Source organism: uncultured Caballeronia sp., assembly GCF_964243625.1.
Classification (GTDB): domain Bacteria; phylum Pseudomonadota; class Gammaproteobacteria; order Burkholderiales; family Burkholderiaceae; genus Caballeronia.
On sequence record NZ_CAXTGZ010000228.1, the window covers coordinates 1 to 8,849 of the forward strand.

Annotated in this window: 9 protein-coding genes and 1 pseudogene; 3 read left to right on the plus strand and 7 right to left on the minus strand. The window is 58.8% G+C overall.

What is annotated here, in order from left to right; all coding sequences use genetic code 11:
• Positions 1 to 10 precede the first annotated feature (10 nt).
• From ACFFAR_RS16565 to ACFFAR_RS16575, 3 genes are read right to left on the minus strand one after another with little or no spacing between them, the layout of a single operon-like run.
• On the minus strand, positions 11 to 313 hold the full coding sequence (locus ACFFAR_RS16565) for a sarcosine oxidase subunit delta (RefSeq protein ID WP_062171925.1): 303 nt from the start codon (positions 311 to 313) through the stop codon (positions 11 to 13).
• A gap of 20 nt (positions 314 to 333) precedes the next feature.
• Entirely contained in the window at positions 334 to 1,578 is a 1,245-nt protein-coding gene (locus tag ACFFAR_RS16570; protein ID WP_062003550.1) for a sarcosine oxidase subunit beta family protein, read from the minus strand.
• A 53-nt stretch (positions 1,579 to 1,631) separates the two neighbouring features.
• The gene (locus ACFFAR_RS16575) at positions 1,632 to 3,026 is read right to left on the minus strand and encodes an L-serine ammonia-lyase (protein WP_375508145.1); all 1,395 of its coding nucleotides are present in this window, start codon (positions 3,024 to 3,026) and stop codon (positions 1,632 to 1,634) included.
• Positions 3,027 to 3,336: 310 nt separating this feature from the next.
• Here ACFFAR_RS16575 and ACFFAR_RS16580 point away from each other — a divergent pair, with 310 nt between their 5' ends.
• From ACFFAR_RS16580 to ACFFAR_RS16590, 3 genes are all read left to right on the plus strand, one after another.
• Positions 3,337 to 3,621 (plus strand): hypothetical protein, encoded by a 285-nt coding sequence (locus ACFFAR_RS16580; RefSeq protein WP_174363315.1) that lies wholly within the window; start codon positions 3,337 to 3,339, stop codon positions 3,619 to 3,621.
• A 245-nt stretch (positions 3,622 to 3,866) separates the two neighbouring features.
• Complete coding sequence (locus tag ACFFAR_RS16585) at positions 3,867 to 4,001, plus strand: hypothetical protein (RefSeq protein ID WP_255580681.1); 135 nt, start codon at positions 3,867 to 3,869, stop codon at positions 3,999 to 4,001.
• A 210-nt stretch (positions 4,002 to 4,211) separates the two neighbouring features.
• Positions 4,212 to 5,318 (plus strand): GlxA family transcriptional regulator, encoded by a 1,107-nt coding sequence (locus tag ACFFAR_RS16590; protein ID WP_062171918.1) that lies wholly within the window; start codon positions 4,212 to 4,214, stop codon positions 5,316 to 5,318.
• Positions 5,319 to 5,344: 26 nt separating this feature from the next.
• Here the strand turns inward: ACFFAR_RS16590 and ACFFAR_RS16595 are convergent, their stop codons facing one another.
• The 4 genes and pseudogenes from ACFFAR_RS16595 to ACFFAR_RS16610 form a co-directional block, all read right to left on the minus strand.
• The gene (locus ACFFAR_RS16595) at positions 5,345 to 6,253 is read right to left on the minus strand and encodes a choline ABC transporter substrate-binding protein (RefSeq protein ID WP_375508146.1); all 909 of its coding nucleotides are present in this window, start codon (positions 6,251 to 6,253) and stop codon (positions 5,345 to 5,347) included.
• Between the two features lie 120 nt (positions 6,254 to 6,373).
• Entirely contained in the window at positions 6,374 to 7,387 is a 1,014-nt protein-coding gene (locus ACFFAR_RS16600; RefSeq protein ID WP_174363313.1) for a helix-turn-helix domain-containing protein, read from the minus strand.
• A gap of 46 nt (positions 7,388 to 7,433) precedes the next feature.
• Positions 7,434 to 8,336: a choline ABC transporter permease subunit gene (gene choW / locus ACFFAR_RS16605; protein ID WP_062003541.1), complete on the minus strand. Its 903-nt coding sequence runs from the start codon at positions 8,334 to 8,336 to the stop codon at positions 7,434 to 7,436.
• Positions 8,329 to 8,849: pseudogene (locus ACFFAR_RS16610) on the minus strand (glycine betaine/L-proline ABC transporter ATP-binding protein); the annotation flags it as partial. The gene choW and the pseudogene ACFFAR_RS16610, both read right to left, overlap by 8 nt.

The following is an 8,849-nucleotide window of genomic DNA, read 5'->3' on the forward strand; positions in this document are numbered from 1 at the left end:
TCTTTCTGGCTCATTTCGATTGTCCTTCTTCTTTCGATTCCATCACGGCGAGTGGCCGCGCGAACGTGTCATAGCCCTGGAACGCGTAGCTCACGGTGTCGCGTTGCGCCATGAACCAGCGGCGGCAGCCCTGTGTGTGCATCCATTGCTCACGATGCACGCCACGCGGATTCTTGCGCATGAAGAGGTAGTCGCCCCATTCCTTGTCGGTGAGCTTTTCGGTATCGAGCGGTCGCGCAATATCTGCTTCGCCACCACACGAGAATTCGGTTTCGGCACGCGGTCCGCACCAGGGGCATTCGATCAGCAACATACCTTTTCTCCTAAGGCGGATTAGTGGGCGACGGCGGCGGCGCCGTGTTCGTCGATCAGATGACCCGTGTAAAACCGGTCGATGGAAAACGGCGCGTTCAACGCATGCGGCTCGTCGTTGGCAATGGTGTGCGCATAAGCCCAACCGGAACCCGGTGTCGCCTTGAAGCCACCCGTACCCCATCCGCAGTTGAAATAGAGGCCTTTGACATCCGTCTTGCTGATGATCGGGCATGCATCCGGCGATACATCCACAATCCCGCCCCACTGGCGGTTCATCCGCACGCGCGAGAACACGGGGAACATTTCGACGATCGCCTCGAGCGTTCCTTCAATGATGTGAAAGCTGCCGCGCTGGCCGAAGCCCGTGTATTGATCGACGCCCGCACCGATCACGAGATCGCCCTTGTCGGACTGGCTGATATAGGCGTGCACCGCGTTCGACATCACCACCGTATTGACCACGGGCTTGATCGGCTCGGAGACCAGCGCCTGCAGCGGATGGCTTTCCAAAGGCAGGCGGATGCCGGCCATGTCGGCGAGTGTCGAGGTGTTGCCTGCCGCGACCACCGCGACCTTCTTCGCCTTGATGAAACCCTTGGTTGTATCGACACCTGTCACCTGGCTGCCGTTTCGGCGGATACCGGTGACCTGACAGTTCTGCACGATATCCACGCCGGCCTGATCCGCGCCGCGCGCATAACCCCAGGCAACCGCGTCGTGACGCGCGACACCGCCGCGACGCTGGATGGATGCGCCGAGTACGGGGTATCGGCTATTCAGGTTGATGGTCGGCTCGATCTGCTTGATCTGTTCGGGCGTGAGGAATTCCGCGTCGACACCGTTCAGCCGGTTTGCGTTCACGCGACGTTCAGTATCCCGGACATCCTGCAAGGTATGCGCGAGGTTCATCACGCCGCGCTGGCTGAACATCACGTTGTAGTTCAGGTCTTGCGAGAGACCTTCCCAAAGCTGCATCGCTTTTTCATACAGCGCGGCAGATTCGTCCCACAGATAATTCGACCGCACGATCGTCGTATTGCGCGCCGTATTCCCGCCGCCGATCCAGCCCTTCTCGAGCACCGCGATATTGCGCACGCCATGCTCTTTCGCGAGGTAATAAGCCGTGGCGAGACCATGTCCGCCGCCGCCGACGATGACCACGTCGTATTCCTGTTTCGGCTCGGGGCTCTTCCACTGGCGCTCCCAGTTCTCGTGATACGACATGCCGTTGCGCAGCAGGCTGAATATCGAATAGCGGCTCATGGTGTTTCCCTGGAACTTGTTGATGTTGCGAAACTGGCTTGCAACCTGTTAATTCAACACTCGATGACGTTCACGGCCAACCCGCCGCGCGACGTCTCCTTGTATTTCGTCTTCATGTCCGCGCCGGTTTCGCGCATGGTCTTGATCACGTTATCGAGCGATACATAGTGCGTGCCGTCGCCTTTCATCGCCATGCGTGCGGCGTTGAGCGCCTTGATCGCGCCCATAGCGTTGCGTTCTATGCACGGAATCTGCACGAGCCCGCCCACCGGATCGCAGGTCATGCCGAGGTTGTGTTCCATGCCTATTTCAGCGGCGTTTTCGACTTGCGTGGGCGTGCCGCCCATGACGGCGGCGAGCGCGGCGGCGGCCATCGAGCACGCCACGCCGACCTCGCCCTGACAGCCGACCTCGGCGCCGGATATCGATGCCGTCTCTTTGTAGATGATCCCGATCGCAGCAGCGGTCAGCAAGAACGTGACAATGCCTTCATCGGTCGCGTTGTGCATGAACTTCACGTAGTAGTGCAGCACGGCAGGGATCACGCCGGCAGCGCCGTTCGTGGGCGCGGTGACCACGCGACCGCCCGCTGCGTTCTCTTCGTTCACGGCCATGGCGTAGAGGTTGACCCAGTCGAGCATCGACAACGGGTCACGCAGCGATTCTTCCGAGCGGTGGCGCAATTGCGCCGAGAGATCGGCCGCGCGGCGCTTCACGTGCATCGGCCCGGGCAATTCGCCGCGAACCTTGCAGCCGCGCTCCACGCATGCAGCCATCACGCGCCAGATGGCGAGCAGACCTTCGCGGACTTCGCTTTCCGATCGCGATGCGCATTCGTTCAACATCGTCACTTCTGCAATCGATAAACCCGTCTCGCGGCACACGCGCATCAGGTCGTCGCCGGTGCGAAACGGATGCGGAACCTCGCCGCCCGATTGCACGCCGTTCACGCGCGTTCCTTCGCGGTTGATCACAAAGCCGCCGCCGACCGAGTAGTACTCTTTCTCGACGACCAACTGGCCGTTTTCATCGAAGGCCTGAAAGCGCATGCCGTTCGGATGCACGACGCTCGAGCCCGGCGCGCCCGGCATCAGCTTGCGGAAAAACCCGAGGTGGTCGCGTTCATCGAACTTCACTTCATGCTTGCCGAGCAGCATCAGCGTCTTGCACTCGCGGATCGCCCGCAGACGCGGTTCGATCGCATCCGGATCGATCGAGTCGGGGAGATAACCTTCGAGTCCGAGAAGCACGGCCTTGTCGGTGCCATGACCCTTGCCCGTTGCGCCCAGTGAACCGAACAGATCCACCCGCACGCGCCGCACGAACGCCAGAAGATTTGCGTCTTCAATATGCGATGCAAACCTGCACGCCGCGATCATCGGGCCGACCGTATGCGAACTCGACGGACCAATGCCGATCTTGAACAGATCGAAGACGCTGACATTCATGGCTTGCCTTGAAAGTGGAATGCGTGGGAATCACCAGGTAGCCATTGCACCGCACGTGAATTTCCGCCGATAGAACAAAAACGGCATGCACGTGGGACGGCGACGTCAGCGTGCCAAGTCAGTTTGATGACGCCGCGCGATCAGGCGTATTTGCGATATTCAACGGCGGAAACTGGCAAGTGAAAACATATCCACGATGGTGGTGGCACGTCACATGCTGAACAAGGGTTTGAGCAAGCAAGTGAGCGTCCGCTTGTTCGAAGTCATACGATCCATGGACGTCTCCAGTCTTACAGAAAGGAATACAGGCATGAAGCACTTCTCAATGGCATGCGCGATCGGCGCCGTACTTTGCGTTTCCAGCACGGCATTCGCCCAAAACAATCCGCCGAGTTCGGCCACCGGCTTACAAGCGGGTGACAATGCCCAGACCACCAACCAGGCCGCTGGCATGGGCACGACCGGCACCACGCATCACAAGTCGATGAAGCACAAGAGCTCCTCGTCGATGGGCAAGAGCAACACGCCCGGCATGGGTACGGCAACCCCGAGCGGTCCCGCCGCTCCCGTGACGGCAAGCGGCTCGGGCTCGTAAGTCATGCGCTGGCGGGGAATGCCGGGCCGGCGTTCCCTTGCTTGCTAGCAGGATTTTTACTGAGATTTCGTGATGCCGGGAAAGCGACGAGGATTGCGATATTGACGACGTAGGCAGCAATACAACACTTTCGCAGCAGGCGTTCTCGACCATTTCGGGTTGAGGAATCGCTGAGCTACACTGTGTCGGCGTTTTGCAATACGCACGTCAACCCCTCGTCAAACTCTCGCTATCAGGTTCGCCTCATGAACAATCTTCTGAAGAAATTCCTTGCAGTTCTGATCGTTGCTGCAGTGGCTGCGCCGGCTGTTTCGTACGCGAAGCCGCATCATCATCACAAGTTTCCGAAAGCCAAGCACGTTACGCACACGGCTCATTAAGTTCTCCGGGACGGTTAATAGCTTGTGGCGGGAGTGGTTGGCCAGCCAGGGGTTATCAAAGACGGCTTGCTCTTTACCGGGCAAGCCGTTTTTCTATTGGGCGATCCGAAATTTCAAAGCACTTAATGTCAGTGATATGCTGGCCCATTATCGCGTCGCGTTTCTTGAATCCGCATTCCCTGATTTCGGTTTTACATCTACGGCAAGCGCATGAATCCCGCTGACCTCCTTCCCGCCCAGTCGCCCGATACGGCGGCCAAACAGCGCATTCGCTTTGGCATTGTGCTGTTGCCGAATTTCACGCTGACGGCGTTTTCCGGCTTCGTCGATTTATTGCGTCTTTCCGCCGACGAAGGCGATTTCAGCAAGCCGGTCAGGTGCTCGTGGAGCGTGATAGGCGAAACGCTTGCACCGGTGCGTGCGAGTTGCGGCATTCAGATCACGCCCTGGGAAACATTCGACAAAGCCGAGTCATTCGACTACGTAGTGGTCGTGGGCGGCCTGCTGCATTCAGGCGCGGGCGCAAACGACGCCACGCTGCAATTCATCCGCCGCGCCGCGACCACCAACGCCACGCTCGTCGGCATTTGCACGGGCGTGTTCTCCCTGATGCGCGCGGGCGTGCTGGACGGCTATCGAATTTGCGTAAGCTGGTTTCATTACTGGGATTTCGTGGAACGTTTTCCCGGCGTGAATGAAGAAATGCTGGTCGCGGACCGGTTATTCGTCATGGATCACCGGCGCATCACGTGCTCGGGCGGACGTGCATCGATCGATGTTGCCGCTGCAATCCTGCTGCGTCATTTCGAAGCTGCGACAGTGCAAAAGGCGCTGCGCATCTTGCTTGTCGATGACATGCAAAAAGGCAACGCGCCGCAACCGCATCCGCCGGGCCTGGCGCCCGCGACGCATCCGAAAGTAAAGCGCGCAATCTTGCTGATGGAACAGCACGTGGGACGCTCACTGACGCTCGATGAACTTGCGCACAAACTGGATCTATCGACGCGGCAACTGGAAAGGTTGTTCAAGGCCGAAACGGGCAAGGCGCCACAGGCTTACGCCAAGCAAGTGAGGTTGCGCACAGCCGCCTGGTTGCTGACCAGCTCCGACAAAACCGTTGCCGATATTGCCTCGAGTTGCGGATTTTCCGATGCTTCGCACCTGGGCCGCGAATTCAGGAAGCAGTTCGGGCTTGCGCCAATGATGTATCGAGAGCAACGCGGCACGGCCGCGCCCGAAGACGCGGCGAGCGTCGCAACGCTCGAACTTGCCGCGGATTTCGATGAAACATTTCCAGGGCGCGCGCGGGCTATCTAGTACCGGTTCACCCGCGCGACTTAAGCTTACTGCGATACGTAGGTCTTGACCGCCGCCAGCCCGTCCTTGCCATCGAACGTCTTCACCCCCGCCAGCCATTTATCCAGCACCGCCGGGTTCGCCTTCAACCAATCCTTGGCCGCCTTGTTCGGATCGGTCTTGTTCATGATCGGCGTCATCACATGATTTTCTATATCTGTGGAGAACTTCAGGTTATCGACGAGATGAGCGACGTTCGGGCATCGCGCGGCATAATCCGGCGGCGTGACCGTCAGCACTTTTGCTTCGCCGTAATTCGCGCCGAACACGTCGTCGCCGCCGCTCAGATAATCGATCTTCATCGATACATTCATCGGGTGCGGTTCCCATCCCAGGAACACAATCCACTTCTTCTCGCGAATCGCCCGGCCCACTTCGACCAGCATGCCGGCTTCGCTTGACTCGACCATCTTGAACTTGCCCAGGCCATACTGATTCGAGTCGATCATTTTCTTGATCAACGCGTTGCCATCGTTACCTGGTTCAATGCCATAGATCTTGCCATCGAGCTTGTCGAAGTTCTTGGCGATATCGCTGAAGGACTTCAGGCCGCCCTGGTACGCGTAATCGGGAACTGCGAGCGTGTATTTCGCGCCCGTCAGGTTGGGCGCGGGCAGGACTTTGATCTGGTTTGCCTTCTGGAACGGTTCGACAATCGGGTCCATCGTCGGTGACCAGTAACCGAGGAATACATCGATCTGCTTGTTCTTGATACCCGCAAACGTAATCGGCACGGAAGCGATCGTCTTTGTCGGCTTGTATCCGAGACCCTGCAGCACAGTGGTCGCGAGTCCCGTGGTCGCGGCAATATCGGTCCAGCCGACATCGGCGAAACGCACGTTCTGGCACGCCGCCGCGTCGGCCGCAAACGCGCCGCCGGACATCGTGACATTCATTAAAACCGCAAGCGCGCACGACGACGCAATTCCGTGAAGTTTCATATTTCTCCCTATTGTGGAAACTGCAGACACGACAATGCCGCGCCAGACAAGGCGCGTCATGTTTAAAACTGATCTTTAAGCCGATTGCCTGCGCTCGATACTCGGCGCATGGCCAAATTGTGCGCGATATGCCTTGCTGAAATGACAAGGCGAGTGGAAACCGCAAATGGCGGTAACGCGCGAAATGGAGGCATCGCTGTTACGCAATAACTCGCGCGCACGCCGCAGGCGCAGCGTGAGGTAATAGTGCGTTGGCGATACGCTCAGGAACATCTTGAACATGCGCTGCAAATGCCGCTGCGAGAGCTTCACGAGCCGCGCAAGTTCTTCCAGGGAAAGGGGCTCTTCAATATTGGCTTCCATCAGCCGCACGACTTCGATCAGCTCGGCGCGTGAGAAACCAACACGGGCGTCCACCGGGATGTGTTGATGATCGGTCGTGCCGCGAATCCGTTCAACGATGAATTGCTCGGACACCTGCGCCGCATGCGCCTGCCCAAGCCTCATGCCGACAAGATTCAGCATCAGGTCGAGCGGCGCGGTGCCGCCCGTGCACGTCACGCGGTCCCGGTCGATGACAAAGATTTCATCGGCGAAACGCACATGAGGATAGCTCTTGTGCAGCGGCGACATATCTTCCCAATGCACGGTGCATCTGTAGCCATCGAGCAGATTGGCCGCCAGCAATGCATATGCGCCCGTGCATATGCCGCCTAGCGGTATGCCTTGCTGTGCGACCTGCTGCAGCAACGCAATCACGTCGTCGTTCACGTAATCGCGGACATGCCAGCCCGCACACACGATCAATACATCCGGCATGCCCGCTTCGGCAAGCGTCGTGGTCGGCTTCACCGTGATGCCGTTGCTTGCACGCGCCGGTTCGCCATCAGGCGTGATCACCGACCATGTGTAGTGCTCCGTGCGTCCAACATAGTTAGCCATCCGTAATACTTCGATAGCGCTCGTAAAGGCGATCATCGAAAAATTCGGCAGCGTCAAAAACCCGAAGTGCGACAGCTTCGATAACGGCGAGTCAGACGGCTGACTCGCTGGATGAATCCGGTCCGGCACCATCGCGTCTCGCTTCATCGGGTTTTTATCCTTGGCTGATTTGACCGCGTGCCCTGCAAAAAACTCAACTTTGTTGCGCAGCCGGCGTGCGCCGCACACGCATGACACTGCGAATTCCTGACAGCAGCGGTGCGCGCGCCATACCCGGCGAACGGCCGAAGCTTTCCGTAATGCGGTCCAGGATGATCGCAAGCAACACCACCGACAAGCCGCTTTCAAACCCGAGCCCGATATCGAGCCGCTGAATACTTGCGAGCACGTCGTTGCCGAGACCACCGGCGCCGACCATGGACGCGATGATCACCATGGACAAAGCCATCATGATGGTCTGGTTCACGCCGGTCATGATGGACGGCAACGCGTTCGGGAACTGCACCTTGTAAAGCAATTGCCAAGGCGTGCATCCGAACGCCTGACCCGCTTCCACGATCTCGCGATTCACGTGCTTGATCCCGAGCGATGTGAGACGCACGGCGGGCGGCATGGCGAAGATGACCGTGGACAAGATGCCTGGAACGCGGCCGAGGCCGAACAGCATGGCAGCGGGAATCAGGTACACGAACGCGGGCATGGTCTGCATCAGGTCGAGCACCGGACGCACGATGGTCTCGATGGTCCTGCTCTTCGCCGTCCAGATGCCGAGCGGAATACCAAGCAACAAGCTGATCAGGGTCGCCGACAACGTCAGGCCAAGAGTGATCACCATTTCGTCCCAGAAGCCGGTTGCATAGATCAGCAGCAGGGACAGCAACACGAATAGCGCAAAGCGCCAGCCGACCCGCCATAAGCCGATGCCGACAAAGATCGCCATCATCAGCCACATCGGGATGGCTTGCAGCCCGTGTTCGACCATCGCTGCGAAGCTCTCGATAACCCGGCCGATCGCATCGAAGGTTTTTGCATCGTGGTCGAGCAGATATTTGACGCCGTGATCGACCCAACTGCCGAGCGGAATAATTTCAGACATGGGAGCCTCTATGTCGAGTCAGAGCCTTGAGGACGTTCGTCTTGTTGACCGAACCACAATACGATCCGTCCGCGTCGACCACCGGCAGCGGTGCGCGGCTTGCGACCACGCGGCTGACCACCACATCGAGCGGCGTCGTGCGTTGAATGCATTCAATGACGTTGATTTCCGGCGATGCCTGTCCCACCGAATCGCGGCACACGAAACCGCGGATCTTGCGTTCCTGGTCCATCACGAACGCGTAGTCGGCGCTGCCGTTGAGCGCTTGCGAGACGCTCGATGCATCGATCTGCGAGCCGTGTCTCATCAACGGCACGACATCGGTCTGCATGAGATCGCCGGCCGTCAGATAACGGCTTGTATCGATACCGTCGAAGAACGCGCGCACATAGTCGTCGGCGGGATTCGAAATGATTTCCTGCGGCGTGCCGATCTGGACCACGCGGCCGCCTTCCATGATCGCGATGCGCGTGCCAATGCGCAGCGCCTCTTCAAGATCGTGCGACACGAACA